The 26552-nt window shown below is 45.5% G+C and carries 25 protein-coding genes, 1 rRNA gene and 1 other RNA gene; 22 read left to right on the top strand and 5 right to left on the bottom strand.

Annotated elements, in window-relative coordinates; genetic code table 11:
- Positions 1–12: 12 nt before the first annotated feature.
- On the bottom strand, positions 13–2085 hold the full coding sequence (locus NV381_RS33755) for a transglycosylase domain-containing protein (protein ID WP_419182328.1): 2073 nt from the start codon (positions 2083–2085) through the stop codon (positions 13–15).
- A 293-nt stretch (positions 2086–2378) separates the two neighbouring features.
- On the opposite strand from NV381_RS33755, the gene speE reads away from it, so the two are divergent.
- Positions 2379–3206 carry a polyamine aminopropyltransferase gene (speE, locus tag NV381_RS33750; protein WP_258217697.1) on the top strand — a complete coding sequence of 276 codons (828 nt, stop codon included), beginning with the start codon at positions 2379–2381 and terminating at the stop codon, positions 3204–3206.
- Positions 3207–3228: 22 nt separating this feature from the next.
- Positions 3229–4098, top strand: a complete 870-nt coding sequence (speB, locus tag NV381_RS33745; RefSeq protein ID WP_258217696.1) for an agmatinase — start codon at positions 3229–3231, stop codon at positions 4096–4098.
- A 103-nt stretch (positions 4099–4201) separates the two neighbouring features.
- Here the strand turns inward: speB and NV381_RS33740 are convergent, their stop codons facing one another.
- Together NV381_RS33740 and NV381_RS33735 are read right to left on the bottom strand one after the other, a co-directional pair.
- Entirely contained in the window at positions 4202–5047 is an 846-nt protein-coding gene (locus tag NV381_RS33740) for a metallophosphoesterase (protein ID WP_258217695.1), read from the bottom strand.
- Positions 5048–5132: 85 nt separating this feature from the next.
- On the bottom strand, positions 5133–5963 hold the full coding sequence (locus NV381_RS33735) for a helix-turn-helix transcriptional regulator (protein WP_258217694.1): 831 nt from the start codon (positions 5961–5963) through the stop codon (positions 5133–5135).
- Positions 5964–6102: 139 nt separating this feature from the next.
- Here NV381_RS33735 and NV381_RS33730 point away from each other — a divergent pair, with 139 nt between their 5' ends.
- Positions 6103–8130, top strand: a complete 2028-nt coding sequence (locus tag NV381_RS33730; RefSeq protein ID WP_258217693.1) for a beta-galactosidase — start codon at positions 6103–6105, stop codon at positions 8128–8130.
- Positions 8131–8228: 98 nt separating this feature from the next.
- Here NV381_RS33730 and NV381_RS33725 read toward each other — a convergent pair whose 3' ends face one another.
- Positions 8229–8393, bottom strand: coding sequence for a hypothetical protein (locus NV381_RS33725; RefSeq protein ID WP_258217692.1), 165 nt, complete (start codon positions 8391–8393; stop codon positions 8229–8231).
- A gap of 208 nt (positions 8394–8601) precedes the next feature.
- Between NV381_RS33725 and NV381_RS33720 the strand changes: the two genes are divergently transcribed.
- Both NV381_RS33720 and NV381_RS33715 read left to right on the top strand, forming a co-directional pair.
- Positions 8602–9504 carry a transposase gene (locus NV381_RS33720; RefSeq protein ID WP_258217691.1) on the top strand — a complete coding sequence of 301 codons (903 nt, stop codon included), beginning with the start codon at positions 8602–8604 and terminating at the stop codon, positions 9502–9504.
- 490 nt (positions 9505–9994) lie between these two features.
- Positions 9995–10405 (top strand): DUF1934 domain-containing protein, encoded by a 411-nt coding sequence (locus NV381_RS33715; protein ID WP_258217690.1) that lies wholly within the window; start codon positions 9995–9997, stop codon positions 10403–10405.
- 39 nt (positions 10406–10444) lie between these two features.
- Here the strand turns inward: NV381_RS33715 and NV381_RS33710 are convergent, their stop codons facing one another.
- A complete protein-coding gene (locus NV381_RS33710) occupies positions 10445–11620 on the bottom strand; it encodes a S8 family peptidase (RefSeq protein ID WP_258217689.1) in 1176 nt (391 codons plus the stop codon).
- Positions 11621–11995: 375 nt separating this feature from the next.
- Here NV381_RS33710 and rpoE point away from each other — a divergent pair, with 375 nt between their 5' ends.
- The 17 genes from rpoE to NV381_RS33625 all read left to right on the top strand — a co-directional run.
- The gene (rpoE, locus tag NV381_RS33705) at positions 11996–12583 is read left to right on the top strand and encodes a DNA-directed RNA polymerase subunit delta (RefSeq protein WP_258217688.1); all 588 of its coding nucleotides are present in this window, start codon (positions 11996–11998) and stop codon (positions 12581–12583) included.
- A gap of 196 nt (positions 12584–12779) precedes the next feature.
- Entirely contained in the window at positions 12780–14381 is a 1602-nt protein-coding gene (locus NV381_RS33700) for a CTP synthase (RefSeq protein ID WP_258217687.1), read from the top strand.
- 204 nt (positions 14382–14585) lie between these two features.
- The gene (locus tag NV381_RS33695; RefSeq protein WP_258217686.1) at positions 14586–14978 is read left to right on the top strand and encodes a response regulator; all 393 of its coding nucleotides are present in this window, start codon (positions 14586–14588) and stop codon (positions 14976–14978) included.
- 164 nt (positions 14979–15142) lie between these two features.
- Complete coding sequence (gene fba, locus NV381_RS33690) at positions 15143–15997, top strand: class II fructose-1,6-bisphosphate aldolase (RefSeq protein WP_258217685.1); 855 nt, start codon at positions 15143–15145, stop codon at positions 15995–15997.
- Between the two features lie 124 nt (positions 15998–16121).
- On the top strand, positions 16122–17375 hold the full coding sequence (locus NV381_RS33685; protein ID WP_258217684.1) for a UDP-N-acetylglucosamine 1-carboxyvinyltransferase: 1254 nt from the start codon (positions 16122–16124) through the stop codon (positions 17373–17375).
- Between the two features lie 82 nt (positions 17376–17457).
- Entirely contained in the window at positions 17458–18783 is a 1326-nt protein-coding gene (gene rho, locus NV381_RS33680) for a transcription termination factor Rho (RefSeq protein ID WP_258217739.1), read from the top strand.
- Between the two features lie 59 nt (positions 18784–18842).
- Positions 18843–20114, top strand: a complete 1272-nt coding sequence (locus NV381_RS33675) for a radical SAM protein (protein ID WP_258217683.1) — start codon at positions 18843–18845, stop codon at positions 20112–20114.
- 75 nt (positions 20115–20189) lie between these two features.
- Entirely contained in the window at positions 20190–20387 is a 198-nt protein-coding gene (gene rpmE, locus NV381_RS33670; RefSeq protein WP_171650169.1) for a 50S ribosomal protein L31, read from the top strand.
- Positions 20388–20482: 95 nt separating this feature from the next.
- Positions 20483–20884 carry a hypothetical protein gene (locus NV381_RS33665; RefSeq protein ID WP_258217682.1) on the top strand — a complete coding sequence of 134 codons (402 nt, stop codon included), beginning with the start codon at positions 20483–20485 and terminating at the stop codon, positions 20882–20884.
- A 46-nt stretch (positions 20885–20930) separates the two neighbouring features.
- Positions 20931–21194: signal recognition particle sRNA large type (gene ffs / locus NV381_RS33660), an RNA gene on the top strand.
- A gap of 155 nt (positions 21195–21349) precedes the next feature.
- Positions 21350–22411 (top strand): ATP-binding protein, encoded by a 1062-nt coding sequence (locus tag NV381_RS33655; RefSeq protein WP_258217681.1) that lies wholly within the window; start codon positions 21350–21352, stop codon positions 22409–22411.
- 66 nt (positions 22412–22477) lie between these two features.
- The gene (dnaX, locus tag NV381_RS33650; RefSeq protein WP_258217680.1) at positions 22478–24241 is read left to right on the top strand and encodes a DNA polymerase III subunit gamma/tau; all 1764 of its coding nucleotides are present in this window, start codon (positions 22478–22480) and stop codon (positions 24239–24241) included.
- A 19-nt stretch (positions 24242–24260) separates the two neighbouring features.
- Entirely contained in the window at positions 24261–24572 is a 312-nt protein-coding gene (locus tag NV381_RS33645; protein WP_258217679.1) for a YbaB/EbfC family nucleoid-associated protein, read from the top strand.
- A 117-nt stretch (positions 24573–24689) separates the two neighbouring features.
- Positions 24690–25286 carry a recombination mediator RecR gene (recR, locus tag NV381_RS33640; protein ID WP_258217678.1) on the top strand — a complete coding sequence of 199 codons (597 nt, stop codon included), beginning with the start codon at positions 24690–24692 and terminating at the stop codon, positions 25284–25286.
- A gap of 247 nt (positions 25287–25533) precedes the next feature.
- Positions 25534–25809 carry a YaaL family protein gene (locus tag NV381_RS33635; RefSeq protein ID WP_258217677.1) on the top strand — a complete coding sequence of 92 codons (276 nt, stop codon included), beginning with the start codon at positions 25534–25536 and terminating at the stop codon, positions 25807–25809.
- Complete coding sequence (locus NV381_RS33630) at positions 25809–26078, top strand: pro-sigmaK processing inhibitor BofA family protein (RefSeq protein ID WP_258217676.1); 270 nt, start codon at positions 25809–25811, stop codon at positions 26076–26078. Before NV381_RS33635 ends, NV381_RS33630 begins: the two co-directional genes overlap by 1 nt.
- 260 nt (positions 26079–26338) lie before the next feature.
- Positions 26339–26552, top strand: a 16S ribosomal RNA gene (locus tag NV381_RS33625); the annotation flags it as partial.

Raw genomic sequence — 26552 nt, 5'->3', positions numbered from 1 at the left:
CAACTAATGTTATTACTCATTCCACCAACGCTTCAAATCTTCCCACCATGTTCCATTGCCCTTTGGCTTATCCGTCTTGCCTGTATCCTTTTTCACGGGCTGCTCGGTACAATATTCCGTCGGCTCGGTACCTTCCACGAAAGCCTCCATCCGTGAATTCGGGCAGCCTTCGTTGGCAAGCTTGCCTGATGCCGGATCAATATACACGCTCACGACTCCTTCAGGAACCGCGAACAGCTTAGGCGGTACCGACTCTAGCGCTCGCTCTGTAAACTCGGCAAAAATCGGGGCAGCCAAATGGGATTCAACCGTACTAATATTGCGATCCTTGTCGTAACCGACCCAAACAGCAGTTGACAGTTCAGGGGTGTAACCTACCAGCCAAGCATCTGTATTGGTTGTACCGGTTTTCCCTGCGACAGGGCGCTTCAGCACATTGGAGACCCGGTTACCGGTTCCTCCCTGTTCGAATACGCTCTCCATCAGTTGAGTCATTACGTAGGTGTAGGGTGCTTCGATAACCTTTTCCATTACCGGTTTTGATTCGTATAGCGGTCGACCACGGCTATCCTCAATGCGGACGATAGCTGTCGGTTCTACACGTACCCCTTGATTGGCAAATATACCGAACGCCGATGCCATCTCAAACGGACTAATGGGGAAAGTCCCCAGTGCCAAAGAAGGGAGAGGCTTCATAGGACTCTTGATACCCATTTTTTGAGCCGTAGCAATGACATTCTCAGCACCAACCTCAAGCAGGGTATGTACAGCAAAAATATTATCCGACTTTGCAATAGCTTGTCTTAGATCGATCGTATTGTAATAAGTGTTGCCGAAATTTCCGGGGGTGTAGCTCTGCCTTCCGTTGTCATAGGTGAAGGTTGTCGGCTCACTTTTAAATTGTGTAATTGGCGTGTACTGCTTCTGCTGCAACGCTGTGACATACACGATCGGCTTGAAGGAGGAGCCGGGTTGACGGCTGTCTGCGAATACCCGGTTAAATTGGTTTTCGCCATAATCGCGCCCGCCTACCATTGCCTTTATGTAGCCGTTTCGTGGATCAATAGCGATGAGCGCGGCTTGCATTTCCGTAAATTTGCTTAGCTGGTCCGTGACTACTTCTTCGGCAACCTTTTGAGCATTAATGTCCAGTGTTGTATAAATTTTCAGTCCTTGCTCTTCGAATTGGTCCTCACTTATGCCAAGCTGTCCGATGGCGATGCTTCGTACATAGTCACGGAAATATCCTCCGATAGCGGGCTTTTTCTTCTCTAAAGGCAGTATCGTAAGCTTCTCTTTTGAAGCTTTATCCGCTTCCTGCTGAGTAATAGAGCCTGAGACGACCATGGTTTGCAGAACGGTACCTTGTCGTTCTTTCGCATTCTTAGCGTCATAGTAAGGGGAGTAGTAACGCGGTCCTTTCGGAATTCCGGCGAGCATCGCGCTCTCGGCCAAGCTCAACTCCTTGGCGTCCTTACCAAAGAACAGCTTGGCCGCCGCTTGAATACCGTAAGTGGAGTGGCCATAATAAATTTGGTTTAAATACTCCTCAAGAATTTGATCCTTGCTCATCTGCAGTTCCATCTGAACAGCGTAGTAAGTTTCTTTTAACTTTCGTGTCCAGGTCCGCTCATGCGATAAATACAGATTGCGGGCGAGCTGCTGCGTGATCGTTCCGGCGCCCTGCACTTTAGACATGTGCTGAAGATTGACAACAGCGGCTCTGGCAATTCCGCGCATATCAAATCCATAGTGATGATAAAAATTGCGATCTTCAATAGCCAGCGTGGCTTGGATCAAATTGGGAGAAATTTCGTCCAAGGAAACATTTTGGCTGTTTTTGCCGCCATTTAATGTCTCGATAACTTCGCCGTGGTTATCGAATATTTCGGTGGATGGCCCCATTTTGGAAACGGGGAGCGCCTGTGAGCGCATGTATAACAGCATAATGAAGAGAGCGGCCGCGCATAAAATGAGTGTGGAAAAGCTTAAAGAACTCATTTTTTTAATTCGCTTGAACCAGCGTTGCTGATCGGATTCATTAGCTTTAGTTTGCTGAGACGGGTGTGGGCGTTTGTTCTGCATATCGGACACGGATCATCGATCCTTTCCTGAAAGAAAACTAGTATTTTAAATAAGTACACACTTTCCATTATGGAAAAACATAGCAGCGCTTATTCATCTAAAAGCAGGTTAATGTTAATTTTTTTTGAACGGGGGCTTTTTAGGGCCGTTTGTATTTGCATTTTTGGAAGGATACACTATAATACAATTTGATGTATAGCAGCAAGGTGTTACTTAGTAAAGCCGCGTCATTTTATAATGAGACATGTAATGGAATGGGCGGGAATTCGTGTGAAAGAAGGGTGAAACGAACCATGGAATTATGGTATACGGAGAAACAAACGGAGCAATTCGGTATTACCGCGAAAATTCGCGAGACACTTGTGACGGAGAAAACCGATTTTCAAGATCTTGCCATAATCGATACATTGGAATTTGGCCGCATGCTTGTACTGGACGGTATGGTTATGACCACGGTAAAGGATGAGTTTGTGTATCATGAAATGGTGGCACATCCTGCGTTGTACACGCATCCTAATCCTAAGCATGTACTTGTTGTGGGCGGCGGCGACGGCGGCGTCATTCGTGAAGTGCTGAAGCATCCTGAAGTGGAAAAGGCAGTTCTGGTTGAAATTGACGGCAAGGTTATTGAGTATTCTAAAAAATACTTACCCGAAATTGCCGGTGAATTGGACAATCCTCGTGTTGAAGTAATCGTGAACGATGGCTACATGCATATTCATGATCATAAAAATACTTATGATGTTATCATGGTCGATTCTACAGAGCCTGTAGGCCCGGCAGTTGAGCTGTTCAGTAAAGGATTTTACCAAGGTATCTATGAATCACTGAAAGAAGATGGCATTTTCGTTGCACAAACAGACAACCCGTGGTTTAAAGCGGATCTGATCCAAAGCGTCAATCGTGATGTAAAAGAAATTTTCCCGATCGTACGCGTGTATTGCGCGAATATTCCTACCTACCCAAGCGGCTTGTGGACCTTCACTTTAGGTAGCAAAAAGCATGATCCATTGCAAGTTGATGAAACGAAAATTCCCGAAATCAACACTAAATATTACTCCCCGCGCCTTCACAAAGCAGCATTTGCGCTGCCGAAGTTCGTAGAGGATCTTTGTAAATAATTTGTTGAAGGAAGTGTAATGCATGCGTTTGGATCAAGCTTATTCCGGCAACGTGTTTATTTTAAGCTCCGATAATTATGAAGCCTCCCGTGCTGTTATCTATGGCATGCCAATGGATTATACGGTCAGCTTCCGTCCCGGTTCCCGGTTTGGTCCCCCCCGTATCCGTGAGGTATCGATCGGACTAGAAGAGTACAGTCCTTATTTGGATAAAAGCCTGGAGGAAATAACCTACTTCGACGCAGGCGATCTGCTTCTGCCTTTCGGTAATCCTGGGCGCAGCTTGGACATTATCGGTGAATATGTCCGTGGTCTGCTGAACGACGGTAAATTCCCTCTTGGCCTTGGCGGAGAGCATTTGTGCTCTTGGCCGGTATTCCGTGAAGTATATGCCAAGTATCCTGACTTGGCGATTGTTCATTTCGACGCTCATGCTGACTTGCGTGAACAATATGAAGGAGAGCCGTTATCCCATTCAACGCCACTGCGCAAAGCAGCTGAGTTGATGGGCGGACGAAACATTTACCAGTTTGGTATCCGTTCTGGCTCCCGCGAGGAGTTCAAGTATGCTCGTGAGAATATTAATTTCCATCCGTTCGAAGTGCTGGAGCCTTTGAAGAAGGTACTCCCGGAGCTTGCTGGACGTCCTATTTATTTGACTATTGATATTGACGTGCTCGATCCGTCCTGTGCACCGGGTACAGGTACTGCAGAAGCGGGAGGGATTACCTCCAAGGAGCTTCTAGGTGCCATCCATGCTATGGCTGCGGCGAATCTCAACTTTGTTGGCGCCGACGTTGTGGAAGTAGCTCCTGCGTATGATCCGACAGAGCAGACGCAAATCGTAGCGGCGAAATTAATTCGTGAAATATTGCTTGGGCTTGTAAAGTAACCCCAGCTTCAACAAAAATATAAAAGGCAGCTTCTTTGCGTTGTTTGCAAAGAGCTGCCTTTTTTCTTGAACAGAGAATTTAAGCTGTAATATTTTTCCGGGCTCAAGCCCTATGGAGTGTAAATACGGTCAACTCCGGCCTGCACCAAAACCGGATAGGCATGACAGAGACTCCGATGCCGCGATTCGTATAGACCTGAAGCTTGCCGTTGCCTAGCGTGTACAAGCCATCGACATATTTTTGGCCAAATTGGGGGGTGACCACATGACCGTAGAAAGGCAAGCGGACTTGGCCGCCATGAGTGTGCCCAGATAATTGCAGATCAACGGGGTGCTGAAGCGCTATATCCGCGAAATCAGGGCAATGGGATAGAAGCAAAGTGAATTCTTCCTTTGGCACCTGTAGAAGCGCTTTTCGCAGGTCGGGTTTACCATCCCACATATCATCTACACCACTTAGCCATATCCTGGAGCCGCCCCTTTTTATAGGGATTGATCGGTTGATTAGAAGGTCGAAGCCGCTGTTAGTGAGGATGCCTGAGATTTTCTCCGACTCCTTGCCATAATAGTCGTGGTTTCCAAGCACCGCTGCTTTGCCTAGCGGGGCTTTCAGCAGGGATAATTGCTGAAGAATCTGATTATCCTCGCTGACTACGGAATCGAACAAATCACCAGTGAAGCAGATCAAATCAGGCTGTAAATTTTGGATGACCCCAACCAGATGGGTTAACTGCTTGACGGAGTAGTGAAAGCCTAGATGGACATCACTGAATTGGATCACACGTACGCCGTCAAAGGCAGCAGGAAGCCGCTTAAGGGATAGCGTAATCATCCGAGTCTGAAGCCATCCAGGCTCAGCGTACCTCGCGTAACCATAACCGGAGAATGGTGCTAAGACTGTTCCGGCGAGCGTGTAGGCGCATTTTTTCAAAAAGGCCCGTCTATTCATTCTTGAGCCACCCATTCAACATCTCCTTTGCTTACGATTTTAATATTCATATGTTGTATAAACGGATTTAATCAAGCAAAGTTACCTAAAGTCGACGATGAATTTTGCGAAAATGACTTGGAGTGACACCTTCTTGCTTTTTAAATAATTTAATAAAATAACTGCTGTCCTCGTAGCCTACATGTTGGGCCACATCGCGGACCTCCATATCCAATTGTTGCAGGAGCAGCTCCTTCGCTTTACGCAGCCGGTAATGGGTTAAATAGGTAATGGGCCTAATTCCCAGCGCTTGCTGAAATAGAAGACAGGTGTGCTGAGGTGTTACCCTTAGACTATCCGCCAACTGCTGGAGACTGATGGGTTGATTGTAATTTTCTTCAATATAATGAAAGGCCGGTGCCAATTGTTCAGCATGCTGTTGTTTCGAACGAACCTCCGAGTGGGAGGTGTACAAAAACAGGTCGAGCAGAAGCTGGTAGACGAGTGCTGAACATTCTACCCCGCGAAGCGGATTTTGCAATTGCAGCAGAGATAAAATAGCGCCTATCTTAGAGAGTGTAATGTCAGGGTTAGTTAAATAAAGCACCGTAGAAGCGTCAAAATGCATAGAGGCTAGCATCTCCGACATATGAGCACCGTTGAAAGTAACCCATTTAAGCGACCATGGCTCCCGAACGGGGGTGTATTCGTGCTTTTCATGTGGAAACAGCAGCATTCCTTGTCCTTGACTGACAGTGTACGATTTGCCGCCTACTTCTAGTCGGCCCATACCATTCAATGTTTGTATCCACTGATAATCAGGGAAGCCTGCTTCTCTTCTCATCGGCTCCTGATTATACCAGCTTCCGACACTTGTTACATACATGGGAAACTTCATTTCCATCTCTGTAATGACACCGAAAATATTATGATCCATCTCTGTCATCCTTCTACTGTTTATTGACAAGACAATATGAATATTTTCATATTAACAAGAAAATACTCTGATTGATATAGTAGAAAGATTAGGATTATCATACTCATATGATTGTATTTGATGAAGGAGGTAATACGTTATGGCGGTATCCAAAAATGTTAAACTGCCCCATATGTTTTATGGAGGGGATTACAATCCAGAGCAATGGCCGGAGGAAGTTTGGCTTGAGGATATGAGATTAATGAAGAAAGCGGGTGTCAATATTGTCAGTATTGGCATTTTCAGCTGGGCTGCCTTGCAGCCGGGTCCGCAAACCTATGAATTTGCCTGGATGGACCGGCTAATGGATTTGCTCGCGGCTAACGGAATCATGGCTGACCTTGCGACAGCCACAGCGTCCCCTCCAGCTTGGTTGGCCAAGCTGCATCCAGAGTCGCTTCCGGTTGATGAGAATGGGGCACGCTATATGCAGGGCTCGAGACAGCACTACTGCCCGAATAGCAAGGCATTTCGATTGTATGGGCAGCAGTTGGTCCGCAAGCTCGCTGAACGCTACAAGGATCATCCTGCCTTGGCGATGTGGCATATTAATAATGAGTATGCCTGTCATATTTCTCGCTGCTATTGTGATGAATGCACATTGGAATTCAGAGTTTGGTTACAGAAAAGGTACGGTACACTGGATGTGCTGAATTCAAGTTGGGGCACAAACTTCTGGAGTCAGAAATATTATGGTTGGGATGAAATTGGACTGCCTGGCAAGACACCTACTTACGCCAATCCAGGACAGCAGCTCGACTATATGCGCTTTATGTCCGACAGCTTGCTGGATGCTTATTTGGGTGAACATCGTATTCTCAAGGAGATCACGCCTGAGCTTCCCATTATGACCAACTTCATGGGTGCGTTTAAGCCGCTGGATCAGTTCGAATGGGCTAAGCATATGGATGTAGTCACCTGGGACAGCTATCCGGAGCCGACGAGCGGAATTCCTGTTTTTGCTGCAATGCAGCATGATTTGATGCGCAGCCTAAAGGGTGGACAACCATTTATTCTAATGGAGCAAGTTACGAGTCAAGTGAACTGGCGGCAGCATAATCCATTGAAGAGACCGGGTGTCATGCGTCTATGGAGCTATCAGACTATCGCTCGTGGTGGCGATGGGGTAATGTTCTTTCAATGGCGCCAATCATGGGCTGGAGCGGAAAAGTTTCACGGAGCCATGGTCACGCATACTGGAGATGAGAACAGTCGGATTTACCGCGAAGTGGAGCAACTGGGCAACGAGCTGAAGCTGCTCGACGCTATTGTTGACGCTCGCGTTGAATCGAAGGTGGCCATCCTATTTGATTGGCATAACTGGTGGGCGCTGGAGCTGGACTCCAAGCCCAACCGTGATGTGCTGTATGTAGAACAAGTTCGTCAATATTATCAGGCATTGTTCAAGAGTAATGTAGGGGTTGACTTTGTCCAACCCAATGCAGATTTAAGCGGCTATAAGCTAGTGTTGGCACCTGCAATGTACATGGTAGGAGACGGCGTAGCTGACAACTTAGAGGCTTATGTTCAAGCAGGAGGTACTTTGCTCACAACGTTCTTCAGCGGTATTGTTGATGAGAACGATCGTATCCATCTGGGCGGTTACCCTGCGCCTTTGCGTAAACTACTTGGTCTTTGCGTTGAAGAATTTGACCCAATGCTGCCTGGACAAACCAATGCCATTAATGTTGAAGGATTAGGTGAGGCAGATGGCGAATACAACTGCAATCTTTGGGCCGATCTTATACGTTTAGAGGGAGCAGTATCTCTGGGTAGCTTTAAGGCTGACTTTTTCGCAGGATCGCCTGCAGTTACAGTCAATAATTTTGGGCAAGGCAAGGCCTACTATGTGGGCACCCAAGTGGAGGAGTCCTTCATTGATGGATTGTTAGGGCATATTCTTGGCGATGTGGGCCTTGCAGCACCATTGGATGTACCAGCTGGTGTGGAGTTGAGCGTGCGAACTAATGGCGACCAACGTTTTATCTTTGTACTCAACCATCTGGCGCAGACAGTTGATATGCAGTTGCCAGAAGGAGCTTTCATCGAACTGCTTGGCGGCAGTACTCTCCGCGATAAACTGCAGTTGGAACCTAATGGGGTTGCTATCTTGCATAAACAGGATTAAACACGGAAACAAAAGGACTCCAATCAGCTTTCCTGCCTCGTAAGGGAGGGCTGAATTGGAGTCTTTATTTTTATCTTTAACCTTAGATACATCTCAGATCATAGATCATTTCCTTCAAGATAACCACTCTTGATAAGAGAGCCTTGCATAGTCGCTTTAACCACTCTAAGCACACCAAGCACGCCAAGCACCCCAAGCACACCAAGCACACCAAGCACACCAAGCATACCAAGCACCCCAAGCACCCCAAGCACCCCAAGCACCCCAAGCACTCATCCATTGCTTATGGTCACTATCCCCTTCACTCAGTTAGCGAATTTTTAATAGTTCAGTATTAGTTCAACTATCCTTCTTCATCGCTACCCCTCAAATTTTCTTTCTCAATTTTATTGATAAAAGGTTGTTGAGGGAACATATGTTTGATATAATAAAGGGAACGAATGTTCCGGAAAATGGTGGGGGTGCATTTAATTGGTAGAGGGGTCGGCTGTTGCAGAAGATAGGCTTAAAGTTGAGGAATTAATGGGACAATTTAATACGGAACAAGCTTGTGCTGATGCGTTGTATGCAGCCAAATGGCCGAATGGGTTTCGCTGCGCACGTTGCGGGCACCTGCATGCCTATAAAATCACAACACGAAGGCTCCCGTTATTGGAATGCAGAGCCTGCCACTATCAGGAATCCCTTACCGCAGGTACTGTAATGGAGGGCAGCAGGAGCAGTCTGCGCAAATGGTTCCATGCCATCGTTCTCGTTTCATATAATCCAGGTGGTGTTAACGCTGTGCAACTTGGTGGAGCGATTGGCGTCACCTACAAAACAGCTTGGCTTATACTTCACAAACTACGTCATGCGATGAGCCAGGCAGATACATATATCAAGTTGTCTGGCAGTGTCCGGGTGAATGCAGCTTTTTATGGCCGTCCTCACAACCCGAGCCTCCAGCGCCATCCCCAAGAGCAACCGCTACTAGTCGGTGCTTCTGTCAATAATGAAGGCCAATCTATTTATATCAAAATAAAACAAGTGGAACAAAATTATCTTCTGGAGCGATCTGTCAAGCATGCTGGGACTCGCGCTTTTATGGAGAGCCAAGTTGAAGCGGGAGCGGCTGATGTTGAGTTCGTTACGGCCCGGTTTAGTTCTCGACGTTTTCAGACATTATTGGATAACGTTAAGGAAGCAAGCCGATGGATCAACAAAATGTTTCATGGGATAGGACCGAAGTATTTACAAGCCTACCTTGACGAATACTGCTGTAGATTAAACTACAATAATCAAGAAGGATCAATTTTAAAGCGTCTGACGCATTTATGCGCTTCCACTGAAACAGTGACGTCTCGTTCCTTAATTGGATTCGTAGTCACTACATAGCCTGACTATGCATTTTTTAGTATTTGATCGCTCCTATCCATACAAACCGCAGATAAGAATGAGGAATTTATAATAGACTGGTGGAACTTTACTGAACTAAGGGGATAATGGTCGTAAGAGTGTCGAAATACAATCAATCTTTGGCTGAGCCCGACCCAACCCAACCAAATTGAATCAAACTCAATCTAGCGCCAACTAACTCTATCCACCCAATCAAACTCAATCTAGCGCAAACTAACTCTATCTAACCCAATCTAACCCAATCCAATCAATCTAACGCAATAGAAAAGTTGAAAAAAGTTGCTGCTGAAACTTACGGGATGATACTGAACCAAGGGGATAGTGACCATAGGCTTGCTGTAAGATGATAATGTGCGAAGTCTCAAATTCGGAATAAATAGACCTCCTGATATAGTCGACAACGTTGCAGTGTAATTGAAAAAAATGATTTCATTCGTTAAACTGTTTCTTGTGACAGGAGGAATGAGTTATGAATACACCTATGAAGGTACATATACTTATAGATAGTTTTATTGAAGATCAGCACATCGCTCAAAATGCAGACGGTGACTTGTATTTGAAGGGTAACCATTATTACTTACGTTATAACGAAGAAGCTCCAGAAATGGAAGGGACCGTTACAATCATTAAGCTGGGACAGGATAGCATTCGCATCCTTCGTCAAGGAAGTCTTCGTTCGGAGCAGACTTTTATTAAGGGTCAACGCTTAAATGGTTATTATGACACACCTCAAGGCAAACTGGACATGGAAACGCTGACTGAATCTTTGGCAATCAACTTAACTGGAGGTCTTGGAACTGCTGAGTGGAGTTATGAGCTGTTTGTGATGGGAGATAGAGCTGGAGTTTATAAGCTAAGGCTCACTGTCACTGCTAAATAGCTAACTTGCAACCATAGAAAAAAGCCGGCCCATACGAATTCAAATATCCGCATAAGCCGTCTTTGCTAGTGCGCCGACTGCACGCAGCGCGTGAATTTCTTTTATACTCATTCCGGTTCGAAGCAGAAGTTTGGCATTTTTCTTGATAATTGACTTGACTTGCATCGGTTTTAAGCCAGGCTTTCGAGAGAGCATCAGCGCTATAACGCCTGTTACATGGGAGGTGGCCATTGAGGTGCCGCTCAGCTCATGGTATTTCCCTCTTAGCCAGGTTGAATAGATCTTGTCACCAGGAGCATAGATGTCGATCTTGCTGCTGATGTTGCTGAAAGGAGCGATTTGTCCCCGCCTTGTTGTAGCTCCTACTGCAATGACTTGACGAAGCCTTGCCGGGTAGTCAATAGTAGCCTGCTTGCCTTCATTTCCGGACGAAGCAACAACGATAACGCCCGCTTGATAAGCGTTGCGGATTGCGGCCTCCAATGCTTTGCTGTAGGCTTTCATCCCGAAGCTCATATTGATAATATGAATTTGATTTTTCACGCACCAATCAATGCCCCCTATAATATCGGAGACAAAGGCGCTCCCTTGATTATCAAATGCTTTAACGGGGTGGATCATCGCCGATGGAGCTACGCCATTGATACCTCGCAGGCGACTAGAGGCTGCAATTGTACCTGCAATGTGGGTGCCGTGTCCATTATCATCATTAGGCATCAGATGCCGGTTTAGGAGATTCACTCCATAGGATAGACAGTGTCGTAGATCGGGATGAGTGTAATCAGCTCCGGTGTCAATGATACCGATTCGAATGCGCTCTCCCTTGGATTTTCCCCATGCTTGGGGAGCCCGGATATGTCTAATCCCCCAAGGCACGGTTCCAGCTCCACTGCGTGCTTTATTGCCGTTGGACGGCTGAACGGCACTTATTATTTTGGATGAATGAACTTTCATCTTACTGTCCATTTCGATCGATTTAATGTAGGGAACAGAAGACAGCTTTGCTGTTGATTGCAGCGTGCAAGATATGGCGTTAATGATTTTCAACGGCTGCACGTTGTTCAATCGGGTTAAAGATTGCTTCATCAGGTTACACTGCTGAATACATGCTGCATAATCGTCGCGGTTGGTGAATCGTATGATATGCTTGCGGTCATCGTTTTCTGTGCCTTCCATGGCTTCATGCAGCCATTCGACAAACAAGGATGGTTTCAAAGTTGTCGCCCCTCCCGCGCATCGGAATCCCCTTATTTCCACTTTTCATATCCTATGTTAAAGGGAGTTCGGTGGCATGTGCACATGGCCTTTTTCAAAATAAATGGGTTCTCAGCCGTGTCATAAACTTTATTGCTACATACGATGAATAAGGGGAATCAGACGGTTCTCTTACTTATTAGTAGGGGGGAGCGGCGGACGTAGTTCGCGTGTCTTCGTGGATACAGTCAAGGGCGAAGGAAGGAAATCCTTCGCTTCTTCCTTATGCTGAAGCAAGGCAGTTGCTTTTTTACATAAAATAAGGTTTACTATTAGGGAGTATAATGGATAATATAGTTAGAACTCTTGTGAAAATGTTTGAAGGGATGTGCTTGGATGAGTGCACAGTACACTCTCAAGGTCGGTGCGGAGCAGGCCAAAGAGATGCCAATGGTCGACCTTGCATTTGAAGTGCTAAAAGCAGCGAATACGCCTTTTTATTATCGGGACCTTATGGCGGAAATCTCCAAAATTAAAGGACTCTCCGAAGAAGCAGTCATGCAGGTAATCGCTCAACTATATACGGAGATCAACATTGATGGTAGATTTGCATGTGTTGGTTCGAATCTATGGGGGCTGAAACGCTGGTATCCTGTAGAAAAATCAGAGGATGCTGTAGGAAGTGCTAAACGTCCTCGCATCATTAATGATGAAGATGATGATTTGGACGATGATGATTTGTTTGCTGAAGAAGAGGATGCTTTTGTCGAGGAAGAAGAGTACGATTCCTTCGATAAAACGCGTGATGATGATTTCGATGCCGAAGAAGAGGTAGAGGAAGAAACTGAATTCCTGGCAGAAGAAGAAATAGATGAAGAAGAGATCGACGACAACGCCTTGGAGGAAGAAGACTCTGATTTAGATGAGGATGAGGACGAAGAGAGCGATGAAGACGAGGACCTGGACGACGAGAAAGGTAAATAAGTCGAATTGTTCTCGCTTTACTTGACAGCGCTGTGCGTTGGGGGGTAAAATATTTTCTGGGCTTTTGATATAAAGAGTGTATCATGACGGATGTCTTGACTATAAAGTGCCCCCGCTTATAACGGGGCGCTTTTTCTTTTTTAGGATGTAATATTTCGGAAAAAAGGCATACTATCAAAATTGGAGGTTTACATACATGACTAAGTATATTTTTGTTACGGGAGGAGTCGTGTCCTCATTAGGAAAAGGGATTACGGCTGCTTCACTTGGTAGGCTGTTGAAGAACAGAGGGCTCAAAGTAACGATACAAAAGTTTGATCCTTACATCAATGTGGATCCAGGGACAATGAGTCCTTATCAGCATGGCGAGGTATTCGTAACCGATGATGGTGCGGAGACGGATTTGGATTTGGGTCATTATGAGCGGTTTATCGATATTAACCTTTCGAAGAATAGCAATGTAACAACCGGTAAAGTTTATTCCTCCGTTATTACCAAAGAACGTCGTGGAGAATATTTGGGGGGTACGGTCCAAGTTATTCCTCACATTACGAATGAAATTAAAGACCGTGTATTTCGTGCTGGGCGTGAAGCTCAATCTGATGTTGTAATCACAGAGATTGGAGGCACGGTTGGCGATATTGAGAGCTTGCCGTTTCTAGAGGCGATCCGTCAAATTAAAAGTGATATCGGCCGAGAAAATGTGATGTACATTCATGTGACACTTATTCCTTATTTGAAGGCTGCCGGTGAGGTCAAAACAAAACCAACCCAGCACAGTGTCAAAGAACTCCGCAGCATTGGTATTCAGCCGCATGTTGTAGTGTGCCGTACGGAGCATCCATTAACAGAAGATATGAAGCGCAAGCTGGCGTTATTTTGTGATATTGACCTCGGAGCCGTTGTCGAATGTCTGGATGCGGATACGCTGTACGAAGTACCGATGATGCTGCGGGAGCAAGGATTGGATGATATCGTAGTTAATCATTTGAAATTGACGACTAATCAGCCGGAAATGACAGAATGGGAAAATCTTGTTAAGCGCGTCAAGTCATTGAAGCATACAACTGAAATTGCAATTGTTGGTAAATATGTTGCTCTTCATGATGCTTATTTGAGTATTGTTGAAGCGCTTGGTCATGCTGGAATAGATAGCAATACGGAAGTGAAAATCCGTTGGGTGAATGCGGAGGATGTCTACGATCATAACGTGTCTGAACTGCTTCATGGTGTACAAGGTATCCTTGTTCCAGGCGGTTTCGGAGACCGTGGAATAGAGGGTAAGGTATCGGCGATCCGCTATGCCCGTGAGAAGAAGGTGCCTTTCTTCGGTATATGTCTTGGCATGCAAGTAGCCGTTGTTGAATATGCTCGTTCCGTGCTGAAGCTGGAAGGCGCTAATAGCTCAGAGATCAATCCAACAACACCGTATCCGGTAATTGATCTGCTGCCAGAGCAAAAGGATGTTGAAGATTTAGGCGGCACTATGCGCCTCGGCTTGTATCCTTGTAAGCTTACTGAAGGTTCCCTTGCAATGCATTGCTATGACGATGAACTGGTTTATGAGAGACACCGTCACCGTTATGAGTTTAACAATGAATACCGTGAGTCCATGGAGGCTGCCGGATTTAAAATTACTGGAACCTCACCGGATGGAAGGCTGGTTGAAATCATCGAGTGCCCTGATCATCCGTGGTTTCTGGCTGTACAGTTCCACCCTGAGTTTACTTCGAGACCGAACCGTCCTCAGCCTTTGTTCAAGCATTTTGTGCAAGCGGCTTTTCAAGTTGAAAAATAGAGGCATGTATCCAAACTTAGCAGCATAATACAATAGCAATAGAAAATACGGTTTCACTTCAAAAACTTCTTGATTTGTAAAACTTTTCAAATTTCCTTCAAATGCAGCAGGAATCTCGTTATTTGTATCGAATTTATTTTGTTAGGCTAGATCAACAGAACGGAATTCCGACAAATGTGAACGCGATATGAGGAGGTTACCGTATTGAAGAAAAAGTTGCTTATTGTGGATGATCAGAATGGTATTCGGATCTTGCTGATGGAAGTGTTCAGCAGCGAAGGGTATGAGACCTACCAAGCATCGAACGGCAAGCTTGCTCTGGACATTGTAAGGAGCGTTTCCCCCGACCTGGTTTTACTGGACATGAAGATTCCGGGAATGGACGGATTGGACATTTTGAAGCATATCAAGAGCATCGACAGCACGATAAAAGTCATTATGATGACTGCATACGGTGAGCTGGACATGATCAAGGAAGCAACAGACCTCGGAGCGATCATGCACTTCACCAAACCTTTTGATATCGATGAACTGCGCAGTGCGGTAAACAATCATTTGCGTTCAACTAATAATAGTTCTTACGCTGTGGGATCCTGAATTTAGGGTCTCTTTTTTTTGTGCGGAGGGATCTGTTCATGGCTTTGAAAAAAGCCAAAGGCTTGGTTATCATTTCATTATTTGTATGCTATAATAGGTCAGTATGACAGATGAGCGGTTTATCGCAATAAACTCGGTCAATAAATACTAGGAGGAAGAGTCACATGCCGTTAGTTTCAATGAATGAATTTTTGCCTAAAGCTAAAGCTAATAAGTTCGCAGTAGGTCAGTTCAATATGAATAATCTGGAGTTCGCTCAAGCGATTGTAGACGCAGCTCAGGAACTAAATTCTCCTTTTATCTATGGTGTTAGTGAGGGAGCTTTGAAGTATATGGGTATCGAATTTACTGTGGCTATTGCAGAAGCAGCGGCTAAGAAATCCGGTTTGCCGATCGCTCTGCATTTGGATCATGGTAGCAGCTTTGAAGTTGCAATGAAATGTATTCGTGCGGGATTTAGCTCGGTTATGTTCGATGGTTCCCACTATTCTTTCGAAGAAAACATCCGTTTGACGAAAGAAGTTGTAAAAGCTGCGCGCGCTATGGGCGTATCAGTAGAAGGCGAGCTCGGAACTATCGGCGGTGTGGAAGATGACATCAGCGTAGACGAAGAGAATGCTAGCTTGGCGAAGCCAGAAGAAGCAATTCGTTTCTATGAAGAAACTGGTGTTGACTGCTTAGCCATTGCAGTAGGTACTGCACATGGTATGTATGCAGGAGAGCCAAACATCCGTTTTGATATTATTGAGCAGGTTTCCAAAGCGATTCCGGTACCAGTCGTGCTTCATGGTGGATCTGGCGTACCTGATGAAATGATTATTAAAGCAATCGCAGCAGGAGTAGGCAAAATCAACGTAAACACAGAGAATCAAGTTGCTTGTACTGAAGCTATTCGTGAAGTTCTTAACAAAGACGCGAAAGTGTACGATCCTCGTAAATACCTCACTCCTGCTCGCAAAGCCATGGTTGAAGTGGTTAAATCCAAAATTCAATTGTTCGGTAGTTCCAACCAAGCTTAATTTGATTGACGGGGAATGCATCGCAAAAGATGTATTTCCCTTCTATTGTTTTTATCAGTCACGCCTGTCGGTTATTCATATCGTTTAGCGCTTTAAAGTGGTTACGTGGGAGGAAGAGGGACGAATGGAGAAATTGATGGTCGCCGGCGGTCGGCCGCTGCGGGGGACGGTCCAAATTAGTGGTGCCAAGAACAGTGCTATTGCTTTGATACCTGCAGCAATTTTATCGGAATCGACAGTTATATTGGATAATTTGCCTGTATTGAGCGATGTGGCTATTTATTCGGAGCTGCTTGAGGAACTAGGTGCAACGGTTCAGTGGAATGAAGATTTTATGAGTATCGATCCAAGCCGTTTGCAGTCTAAGCCGATGCCTAATGGAAATGTCAAAAAGTTGAGAGCGTCTTATTATCTTATGGGCGCGCTGCTAGGTCGCTTTGGGGAAGCAACAATCGGATTGCCTGGAGGTTGTAATTTTGAGCCTAGGCCAATTGATCAGCATATTAAAGGTTTTGAAGCATTAGGAGCACGTGTAAGCACAGAGAATGGAGCTTTGCATATTAAAGCTAAGCAATTGGTTGGGGCTAAGATTTATTTGGATGTTGTTAGCGTGGGTGCAACGATTAATATTATGTTAGCGGCCTCACGTGCCAAAGGGTTTACTTTGATTGAAAATGCGGCGAAAGAGCCTGAAATCATAGATGTTGCTACACTTTTGAACGCCATGGGTGCTAAGATTAAAGGAGCTGGAACAGAAACGATCCGTATCGAGGGCGTTGATTCCATGCATGGGTGCCGTCATTCGATTATTCCAGACCGCATTCAAGCGGGTACTTATATGATAGCTGCAGCTGCAACACACGGAGACGTTGTTGTAGATAATGTTATACCTAAGCATCTAGAAGCTATTACTGCTAAATTGCAGGAGATGGGTGTAATTATTCATGAAATGGATGAATCCATCCGTGTTATTGGACGACCAGAGTATGAAAGCGTCGACGTTAAGGCACTTGTATATCCGGGGTTTGCGACGGATCTACAGTCTCCCATGGCGAGCTTGCTCACCCAAACCAAAGGTGTCAGCATTCTGAGCGATTACGTGTACAGCAATCGTTTCAAGCATGTTCCGGAATTGCTTCGTATGGGTGCTAAGATCAAGGTGGAAGGACGGTCGGCTGTTATTGAAGGCAGCAAACTGAGCTTCGCTAAGGTGAAGGCAACCGATTTGCGTGCCGGTGCTGCATTGGTTATTGCCGGACTAACTGTATCAAGCGGTGTAACTGAAATAACTGGAGTTGAGTATATCGATCGTGGGTACGATCACCTAGTGTTGAATCTATCAAATTTAGGTGCAGAGGTTTGGCGAGAGCAAGGTTAAATTTGGTATAGGTGAAGTAAATTTGGGTAATGCTAGATTATATTTCAAATTTTGAAAATTTAATAGTTTGGTGGTTGAGATGATGGATATGCCTCTAGCACAACTAGAAGGTTTGAAACTGACAGAGCTTTACCAATTGGCCAAAAAGCATCAAATTCCATACTATGGAACATTGAAGAAAAAAGAACTTATTTTCGCCATTTTACGAGCACAGGCAGAAAAAAGCGGTTTGATGTTTATGCAGGGCGTTCTGGAAATACTACAAGATGGATTTGGCTTTTTGAGGCCTATCAACTATTTACCGAGCTCTGAGGATATTTATATTTCTGCTTCGCAGATTCGTAAGTTTGATCTTCGATCGGGCGACCTGGTTTCAGGAAAATGCAGGCCCCCTAAAGAGAACGAACGTTATTTCGGCCTTTTGCATGTTGAAGCGGTGAATGGAGAGGATCCTGTTACCGCAGCAGAGCGGCTGCACTTCCCGGCCCTAACCCCTTTGTATCCGCAAAGAAAGTTGAATTTGGAAATATCCCCTACCCATCTTTCCACTCGACTTATGAATTTGTTGGCTCCTGTTGGTTTTGGCCAGCGTGGTTTAATTGTTGCTCCTCCCAAAGCAGGTAAAACACTGTTGCTTAAAGAAATAGCCAACAGTATTTCAACGAATCATCCCGAGGTAGAGCTTTTTGTACTCCTGATTGATGAGCGTCCGGAGGAAGTTACCGATATGCAGCGCTCTGTTAAGGGCGAGGTTGTCGCGTCCACCTTCGATGAACTTCCAGAGAATCATATTAAAGTTGCTGAGCTTGTATTGGAGCGTGCACAGCGTCTGGTTGAACATAAAAAGGATGTTGTCATATTGCTCGACAGCATAACTCGTCTCGCTCGTGCCTACAATCTAGTTATTCCTCCATCCGGACGTACGTTATCTGGTGGTATTGATCCTGGTGCTTTTCACCGTCCTAAACGTTTCTTTGGGGCTGCTCGTAATATTGAGGAAGGCGGGAGCTTGACGATTTTGGCTACCGCATTAGTTGAAACAGGATCGCGTATGGATGATGTTATTTACGAGGAATTTAAAGGTACGGGTAATTTAGAGCTTCATTTGGATCGCAAGCTCGCCGAACGACGCATTTTCCCGGCTATCGACATTCGTCGTTCTGGAACACGACGCGAGGAGATGCTCTTAACCAAAGAAGAACTGGATAAAGTATGGGCGATCCGCAAAAGTATGAATGATTCACACGAATACATCGAAGCGTTTATTAAAAAATTGGCTGATTCGAAATCGAATCAAGAATTTTTGGATTCGCTTGAAACCGGAAATAATAAGCCGTCTGGCGGGAACAGCACATCTTCATCTTCCTCAGCCTCACCGTCCAAACGGGTTAAAAATTCCGCATCATAAGTGACAGCTACAACTTCATTAACATCGAAGTTATGGTTCACATAAGGAGTAAGTTCGATATGAATGTAGTCTATGCCGATCGTGATGGAAATGTCTTCGACCATCCTGATTTTGTTGCACTCGGTCGTAATGGAGACATGGTAACGGATATCATGGACGATGAGTTGATTCCGTTGCCTGAAGGAGCAACATTGGTTAGTTTGCCTGATACCCGACCTATTGGCATTCATGCCGAGTCGGGTAAGATGCAGGTGCTGCCAGGCGAGGTAAATGCAGTAGGCGCGCTTATGCCTCAAGGGTTCACGCGGCTGTTGCTCCCTGGCTACGCCAAGTCGGATAAAACCAAGGTTCTTCCCCTTTTCGGATATACAGCAGTTGTATGGAAGGAAGGACAATTCTTCGTTGCCGCTCATGCAAGTGATGACCCTGAGCCATGGAACCCGCGTAACTGCGATCCAGACGAGCTTGAAGTCAAGGTAGGGGGCTTGCTGAAGCAGTATGATGGGAATCGCTTGTACCAGCATTTGTCCAACTGTGCACTGGAGTATGAGTGTTTGACGGCTTCGAATACATTTTTGGGCAGGCTGGAAGGTGCTGTGCCCGTTTCTTTTTCCTGTAACGCGGGCTGCTTCGGATGTATTTCCGAACAGCCGGAGGATAGTGGATTCCCTGCTCCGCAAACAAGGATGAACTTCAAGCCCACAGTGGATGAAGTCGTTCAGGTAATGCTGGAGCATTTGAAAACGCCAGACGCTATTATCAGTTTCGGGCAAGGCTGTGAGGGTGAGCCTTCTACGCAAGCTCCAACCATTATTGAGGCGATGCGCCGTGTAAGGCAGCAAACCAGTAATGGGTTTATCAATATCAATACGAATGCGGGCTTGACCGATCATATCCGTGGGATCGTTGATGCAGGATTGGATTTGATGCGCGTAAGTACGATCAGCGCACTTGACGATCACTACAACGCATACTACAAGCCGCGTGGCTATACTTTGCGTAATGTGGAGAAGTCGCTTCGCTATGCAGCGGACAAAGGTGTCCTTACTTCGATCAACTACCTCATCTTTCCGGGCGTAACCGACCGTGAGGAAGAGGTGGAGGCGATGATTGAATTTGTTCGCCGCACGGATCTGAAGCTGATACAGCTGCGCAATTTAAATATTGATCCTGAGAGTTATTTGAATTTGATTCCAAAAGCTCAGGGAGAGCTGCTTGGTATGAAGCAAATGATAGAGATTTATGAACAGGAACTGCCAGGTGTTGTTCTGGGCTCCTATACCCATATTCCGGCAGCGTTGAAGCGTAGAAATGACTTGCAACAGCAATGATTTACGTGATATAATCTTGCATGTGTTTATCAACTCTGATTCACATGGTGTTTCAGGGCAAAAGAGGTGAAAGTCATGAAAGAAGCAATCCATCCAACGTATCACAACACTACACTTACATGCGCTTGTGGTAATGTTTTTGAAACAGGTTCCATTAAGCAAAACCTGCGTGTTGAGATTTGTTCCGCTTGCCACCCATTCTTCACAGGTAAGCAGAAATTTCTTGATGCCGGCGGTCGTGTTGATAAGTTCAAAAAGAAATACGGCATCTAATTCTAGATGTTTCCAATGGCTTACAGCATAAATTAACCTCCTGTGGCTATCCTAAGAACACAATTCTTAGGATAGCTGCAGGAGGTGTTTTCGTTTTGAGCCTACGACCACTTACAAGAGAAAGAATCGTTGTATCCATACTGACTGTATTTTTGGCCACAGCTTCTTTGACTGCTTGCCAGAAGCAAAACACACAGGTTAAATCCTATTCGCAAGATGGGCTTCTGGGAATTACGGATGTCAATCCCAATATGCCGACTAGCCCGACTCATCATACTTATTTGGCAGATACGAGGCTGATGAAGGCTACAATTAACCAAGTACCCCATGTAACAGGTTCAACGATTTCAGTCAATGGGGATACAGCTAACGTTAAAATAGATGTCCCTGCTAATTTAACCGATCAGGAAGTAGCGGTTGTAGAGAAGGAAGCTAGAGATAAGCTATCCCACGCAATGCCCCGATATACGGTAAAGGTTTCCGTTTCTCGTAAATAATGCTGCAGGTTGCTATTTCAGTATGAATCGTCTATACTTATCTTTGCCGTGCTAGACGGGGAGGTAGCGGTGCCCTGTAACCTGCAATCCGCTACAGCGGGGTTGATCGCCTAACTGCGGTATTGCGATGTAAGGCTTGGGTTTTAGAATTGGTGTTGAGAGTCGGGTCCTCCGCAATGGATGCTTGTGAATCCGGTCAGGTTCGGAAGGAAGCAGCCGTAAGCGGGATGTTCCATGTGCCGGAGGGTGGCCTAACTTGAGCTGAGTCTAAAAATTCCGCTTGGATCGTAATATCAAATTAGGTGCACGGTTTTACTTACAATTTATGCACACGATAAACATCGGGATAGGCTCTTCTAGGGCTTAAGAACGGTGTTTTTTTGCGTTTACAGAAGGAAAATGAAATATTTAGGAGAATTGTATACTAAAGTTAACTAGGGTTGGCAGACAAAGGGGGGTGGCCCGGTGCAGCAAGGTTTAAATTTGCTACAACGATTCGCTGGTACATTTTTGCGTGATGTTAATCTTGGAGTCATATTGATGAATACGCAGTTTGAGCTTATTGATATTAGCGATATGGCATGCCGTGTGCTAGGATTAACTAAAGAGGATGTTATTAATTGCCAGGTAGAGCAGATTTTTGCTAACATGCCTGCGGAACATCAACTGGTGCACCGCAATATTTTGGATGGCATGGTTGTCCGAAATCATGCACTTTCTTGGACAAACAATCAAGAGCGCTATGAGCTGCTGGTGGATTCCAATGTGCTTCGTGATGAAGATCATCGAGTTGTAGGCGCCTACATCATATTTAAGGATGTTACCAATCTTCGTTCGTTAGAAGAGCAAGTGCAGCGCAGTGATCGGTTGGCTATGATTGGTCAAATAGCGGCAGGGACGGCTCACGAAATTCGCAATCCGCTTACTTCGATCAAAGGCTTCCTGCAGATGATGCGCAAAACGATGAAGGATCTGGGAATGGACCGTGAAACCGGGTATACCGAAGTCATGCTGACCGAGATCAATCGGATTAATGAGTTGGTAAATGAGTTTCTATTGCTTAGCAAGCCCAAAAATGTGACTTACGTAGAGGTAGATACCTCGCAGGTTATGAAGGACATTCTTCCAATAATTAATAATGAGGCTATCATGCATGGCGTTATCATGCACTACGAATCAGCAGATAAGCTGCCGTCGGTAATAGCGGATAGGGAGTTGTTGAAACAAGTATTTTTAAATATATGCAAAAATGGCATCGAGGCTATGGGGGACGGAGGCCATTTAACCTTAACCGAAAGGGTGGACGATGACGAGCGTAAAGTGAACTTTGATATTCATGATACAGGCCCCGGAATTCCCTTGTTTGTTATTGATAAGATTTTCGATCCTTTTTTTACCACCAAGGCTGAGGGGACCGGGTTAGGCCTATCGGTGTGTCAGCGTATTATTCACGATATCGGCGGTCATATTCGCGTTTCCTCGAAAGGCTTCGGGACCACATTTACCGTTAGTATCCCTTTTCCTTAACCACTTCAAAGACATTCCGTTGTGTAGTATAATAAACAGGATAAACAATTACTGGAGAGGATGCTTTTGTCACATATCGCATTATACCGAACGTGGAGACCGCAGGCTTTCCGAGAAATTGTTGGTCAAAAGCACATCGTTCAAACACTGCAAAACTCTCTTCGCGAAGGTCGGTTTACGCATGCTTATTTATTCAATGGTCCAAGAGGGACGGGTAAAACGAGCGCGGCTAAAATATTAGCCAAAGCCGTAAACTGCTTGAATGGCCCGGCGGTAGAGCCTTGTAATGAATGTGCTAATTGCATACGTATTACGGAAGGTGCAGTCATGGATGTAGTGGAGATCGATGCAGCCTCTAATCGGGGTGTGGAAGAAATCCGGGACATTCGCGACAAGGTGAAATATGCGCCAACCGAAGTTCGCCAAAAGGTATATATTATCGATGAAGTCCATATGCTGACGACGGAAGCTTTCAATGCTTTGTTAAAAACATTGGAGGAACCGCCTGCACATGTTATGTTCATTCTGGCTACTACAGAGCCGCACAAGCTGCCGGCCACGATTATATCGCGATGCCAAAGGTTTGATTTCCGTCGTGTTTCACTGGAGGACCAGGTGGAGCGGCTACATGAGGTGTGCCGGGAAGAACGGATAGAAGCTGATGATGATGCGATCCGATTTATCGCCAGACTTTCTGACGGCGGAATGCGCGATGCACTCAGTTTGCTGGATCAGATTATGGCGTTTTCAGGGCAGCACGTTACTTATGACGACGTTATTTCCATTACCGGAGGGATGGCTTCAGATCAGTTTGAAAAGCTGGTTCAGGCCATCAAACAGCGTGATGTAGGAGCGGTGCTGCAGCTGATCGATGATTTTATGCAGGAGGGTAAGAGTGCCGACAAGTGCATGGAAAACCTGCTGTATTATTTCCGCGATTTATTGATGGTTAAGATGGTTCCCGGCTCACAAGCCGTAACGGATCGAATTATTGATGTAAAAAGATTTGCCGGTGTTGCTGAGTCATTCACTACACAAGAGCTTATTTCCATGATGGATACGTTGAACTATTACCAAACGGAGATGAAATACTCGGTGCAGCCTCAGACGCTGCTTGAAGTGGCGCTGATGAAGTTGTGCAGCTCTACTGCTGGAGGGGCTCCCTCCCGGGCTGGCATCAGCGATGGCTCCAAGGGTGCGGAACGTGCTCCTGATGGACTTGTGTCTCAATTAATGAGCCGTATTCAGCGGCTTGAGGAGCAATTGGTGCAGCTGCAGAAGCAGGGTGTTGCACCTGCGGCGGGCAGTGCTACCGGCGGTGGGGCTGGGCAATCCGGTTCCGGCTCAAGAAGTACAGCGATTCCGGCGGCGATGAAGAAGAGTGTCGAGAAGCTGGACGGCTTCCTGGAAGGGAAGGACTCTCAGGATTCTAAGTCGGTACTCCAGAAGTGGAATCAGGTGTTGGGTCGGGTGAAGGAACAGCGAATTACCATTCATGCCTGGTTGGTTGACGGTGAGCCTGTATCGGTCCATGGAGATGCAGTATTGGTAGCATTTAAAAGCTCGATGCATCGGGAAACGACAGAGAAGCCGGCTAATAAACAATTGATTGAGCAGGTAATGGCGGATGTTTTGGGCAGTCCGTACAGGTTGATATCCATCATGATTAAGGATTGGAAGTCAGCTGCTGATCAAGTTAAACCGGTTGAAGGAAGTAAAGAAGAGCTTAAGCTTGTTCCAGAGGATGAACCTGTGGCTGCTAGAGAAGAATGGATTAGTGAGGCTATTCAATTATTTGGTGAAGACTTAGTTAAAATAAAAGAAGACTGATAACGAGGAGTGATTTTTTATGAACAACATGAATCAAATGATGAAGCAAGTTAAGAAGATGCAGGAGCAAATGCTGAAAACCCAAGAGGAGCTTGCTCAAAAATCGGTGGAAGGCTCTGCCGGCGGCGGGGTTGTAACTGTAAGCGTAAACGGGCAAAAGAAAATCACCTCTATCCTGATCAAGCCTGAAGCTGTGGATCCAGAGGATGTAGAAATGCTGCAGGACCTCGTCTTGACGGCTGTCAATGATGCTATGACCAAAGCTGAGGAGCTCGCTAATAAAGAAATGTCTCGCTTAACCGGTGGAATGAACATTCCCGGCTTATTCTAATTTAACACCATAAGAGTGACAACCAACTCAGTCGTGCTTCAAGCAACGGTTGCACCCTAGTGATAACTGGCTTCGATGTACCCTGATGTTATGGTTGCGCTATAAGGAGCTATCCCTTTGTTTTATCCTGAACCGTTAGCTAAACTGATCGACGCCTTCTCCCGTTTGCCGGGTATTGGCCCCAAGACAGCGGCACGGCTTGCTTTTCATGTGCTGCGAATGAAGGAAGAGGATTGTATTGATTTCGCCAAAGCGTTGGTGAATGTCAAAAGGAATCTGCATTATTGCTCCATCTGTTGTAACATTACAGATACCGACCCCTGCCGTATTTGCCAGGACAAGGGAAGGGATCATTCAATAATTTGCGTTGTTCAAGAACCGAGAGATCTTGTTGCCATGGAGCGAACCCGCGAGTTTAACGGCTACTACCATGTGCTTCATGGAGCCATTTCACCTATGGAAGGTATCGGTCCTGACGAAATTCGCATTGCCGATTTGTTGAAACGTTTGAGCGATGAGAGGGTGCAGGAGCTGATTCTGGCTACAAACCCTAACATTGAAGGTGAAGCAACAGCTATGTATTTATCTCGGCTTGTACGGTCTTTTGGCTTGAAGGTCACTCGCATTGCGCATGGACTACCCGTTGGTGGCGATTTGGAATATGCGGATGAGGTTACTTTAACCAAAGCGCTTGAAGGGCGCAGAGAGTTGTAGTTTATCGGAAGTTTATTTTTGATGTAATACCAGAAGTTCCTTAGCATAAAGTCGTGCATATCTATGATATGCTCGGCTTTTTTTTGTTTTCGGCGGGTCATTTGTACTTTTTGCTAGTTTGGCGTTCTATCTTGGGAGTTGGTTTCATATGTATATAAAAGAGGCAAGAGGCTGCAAAATACTTATTCATTTTTGTAGTACATGCTCTGGTCCTATCACTTATCACTGTATTCAGGAGGGGATTGGGTTGAGGTTTTGGCATCGATTGAGTCGTGTACAGCGAAGGAAGTCAGAGTTGGAGATGAATGATAAATTACAGCTGATGCAGGAAATTGAAAGAGCTCACATGGAATGGGTAACCGCACAAAAAAGGCTGGACTTCGTTCTGGAGAAAGAACAGATTGACTATGCTGTTTTTGCGTTGGAAGCTGCTGAAAAACGTTTTGAAATGCTTATTAAACAGGCGAAAAATTTGAAGTTGTCTGCCATAGAAGTTAACAGGGGGAGGGTTATGGAGGGGTAATGATAAAGTCCTATTTGTTGTGGGGGATTTTTAGCATTTCGGGTATTCTTCTGGTGTTTACACTGTTTCGTCACAGGTTTGCGTTTAACTGGATCGGTTATCTTTGCCTGAATGTTGCAATTGCCGCTTTTTTATTGTATATTGTAAATCTGCTCGGGCCGTATACACGTGTGGAAGTTCCGATCAATGCGACCACAGTCGGGACCGTGAGTGTTCTAGGAGTTCCGGGTTTATTGCTGCTTGTTGCAGTGAAGCTTTGGATTGTATGATGTGGTTTTTCCTTCGTTGGAAAATAAAACTTGCAATCAGGTTTTCAACTGTGGTATATTAAGAAAGTCGCCGCTAAAACAAAACACGAAATACTGTGGATGCGTAGCTGTGACGTATAGCTTAATTCAAGTAATAAAGTTAGAATTTGCCCTTTGAAAACTGAACAACGAGTGAGTGTTAAAATAGAGAATGCAAATTCTCGCTAGCATTACTTTTGAGCTTAAGACAAGCTTGCGTTAAACGGTCTTCGTGACCAACTTTAATGGAGAGTTTGATCCTGGCTCAGGACGAACGCTGGCGGCGTGCCTAATACATGCAAGTCGAGCGGATTGTTCCTTCGGGAACAGTTAGCGGCGGACGGGTGAGTAACACGTAGGCAACCTGCCTGTAAGACCGGGATAACTATCGGAAACGATAGCTAAGAGCGGATAGCTGGATGGAACGCATGTTCTGTTCATGAAACACGGAGCAAT

The sequence above is a fragment of the Paenibacillus radicis (ex Xue et al. 2023) genome, from assembly GCF_024722015.1.
Taxonomy (GTDB): Bacteria; Bacillota; Bacilli; order Paenibacillales; family NBRC-103111; genus Paenibacillus_S.
This window is presented reverse-complemented; position numbering and strand designations above follow the sequence as displayed.